This window comes from Polaromonas sp. P1_E1_2 (assembly GCF_056406035.1).
In genome coordinates this window covers 1-1,356 of the sequence record NZ_JBFUAZ010000848.1, presented here as the reverse complement: position 1 = coordinate 1,356, position 1,356 = coordinate 1, and the positions used below count along the sequence as shown (strand labels likewise).

Annotated in this window: 3 protein-coding genes; all 3 read right to left on the bottom strand. The window is 60.0% G+C overall.

Annotated features, from left to right (window positions below; translation table 11 throughout):
* Positions 1-308, bottom strand: a 308-nt coding sequence (locus tag AC1D1P_RS23475) for a DUF2242 domain-containing protein (RefSeq protein ID WP_477674660.1), incomplete at its 3' end; no start/stop codon positions are given.
* A 168-nt stretch (positions 309-476) separates the two neighbouring features.
* Positions 477-1,034 (bottom strand): hypothetical protein, encoded by a 558-nt coding sequence (locus AC1D1P_RS23470; protein WP_477674659.1) that lies wholly within the window; start codon positions 1,032-1,034, stop codon positions 477-479.
* A 107-nt stretch (positions 1,035-1,141) separates the two neighbouring features.
* Positions 1,142-1,356 (bottom strand): oxygen-binding di-iron domain-containing protein (locus tag AC1D1P_RS23465; RefSeq protein ID WP_477674658.1); only part of this gene is annotated, 215 nt, incomplete at its 5' end.

Here is a 1,356-nt window from a genome sequence, read left to right as displayed (position 1 = left end):
GGGGCGCACACCACGCGAACCACCATTTGCAGGTGCGCCTCGGGCTCGGGCTGGAAGGCTTTTTGCCCTTCCACCAGTTCGGCGCTGGCCATGTTGATGATGTAGCCCTGGCTCAGCAGTGCACGCCGCGAGGCCTCGCAGGTCCGTGCCGGGGTGGCGTCGAAGAGGCGCGAATAGGTCTGGGTGGAGGCAAACTTTTCCTGCAGCGGAAATGCTTTGGCGCCGGTGACGCAGCCCGTCAGCAGGGGCGACAGGCCGCATGCTGCCAGCAGCACGGCGGGGAGTCGGCAGGATTTCCAGAGTTGCATCAAAAGGGGAGCTTTCACAGGGGTATCCACAGAGATAAGAGGAGTCTCATGCACAACGTGTCACGATACCTCCAATACCTCCGTTAGAGGCACCGGCTCACGCATCGGGTGCGTCGCAGTTGTAGCAAATCGTTCGCGAGGCCGGCGGAGTGCCGCCAAACAGGCCCGCTATTTCCTGTCCTGGCCTGCCGACCAGAAGATGCCGCTCCATTCCAGGGGGTTCAGGCTGCGTTCACGGTGGAAATTGATGTACGCACCGCCCGGCAAATCCCACTGCACCAGGGGACCTTCAAGAATCGCAAAGGTGGTTGATTTGTGGGCTACACCGTACTGTCTGACCAGTTTGTCGCGCCACGCACCATGGCGCCACCAGGGCACACGCACCATGGTGTGCGTGAGTTTTCCCTTTGCAAAGAAAAGCAGCACGCTCATGGCCGGCAAACCATCGACATGTGTCACGGTGGAATAGCACACGCGGTCGCCCAGGCGCGGTGCAGACGAGTCGTCATAGCAGCGCAAAAATACATTGGGAAAAAGCTTGCGCGCGGCTTTTTCATCGGTGGCACTCGTGAGCTTGTCATATTGCATCTCGACAGCCACGTAGTCCTCACGAAAGTAATCGCGGTAGTCCTTCCACCTCTCGCGGTTGAAGAAGCAAAGAACGGCGATGGCCGCCAGCAGCACGACCAGGACCGCGGCGACCCATGTCCTCAAATTTCTGTTCATTGTTGATGAATCCCTGAATACTGCCCCATGGCAGCTCGGGCCATTCTAGTGAGGGTATTGGATTTCCATCAGCCGGCTGTAGCAGACTCCTGCCTGATCCCACCGGCTCAAGCCACCGCCCGGCCGTTGATCTGCCCGGTGGGCACCTGGTAGTTGCGCTCGTCAAACAGGTCAATGCCGCATTTCAGCGATTCCGCCCAGTCAAAAAACTGGCCGATGGCCGGGCCTTTGAGCGGCGCGCCGTGCTGGGGCACCAGCATGGAAATATCCAGCCGGCGCGCCATGGCCACCCACAGGCGCAGAACCTTGTTCGACACCATGT

Bases quoted from the DNA above. Each gene is read 5' to 3' on its own strand.
- AC1D1P_RS23470 (WP_477674659.1), bottom strand. From the start codon at position 1,034: ATGAACAGAAATTTGAGGACATGGGTCGCCGCGGTCCTGGTCGTGCTG.